Origin of the sequence: Methylobacterium sp. WL120, from assembly GCF_008039465.1 — a bacterium.
Lineage (GTDB): Bacteria > Pseudomonadota > Alphaproteobacteria > Rhizobiales > Beijerinckiaceae > Methylobacterium > Methylobacterium cerastii.
In genome coordinates, this window is record NZ_VRUT01000394.1 from 1 (window position 1) to 218 (window position 218).

Below are 218 nucleotides of genomic sequence, written 5' to 3' on the forward strand. Positions count from 1 at the left end.
CGGCGTGGTGCCGGCTTGGCCCAGGTTGGTCGCTGCATCCGCATAGGTGCCGGCTGCCACACTGACTGAGGCTGTGCCGGCGTTTACCCCAGCGGTCGGGGTGAAGGTGGCTGTGCGGGTCAGGCCGCTGCCCGAGATTGCCGACAGCGCGCCGCCGCTGACCGTGACGTCGCCTGTTGTGCCGTTCCAGGCGAAGCTGGAACCGGGATCCTCGCTGA

The 218-nt window shown here is 69.3% G+C and carries 1 protein-coding gene; it reads right to left on the minus strand.

The genetic code is table 11. The features are described from left to right. Positions 1-218 (minus strand): Ig-like domain-containing protein (locus FV229_RS27855; RefSeq protein ID WP_210246636.1); only part of this gene is annotated, 218 nt, incomplete at both ends.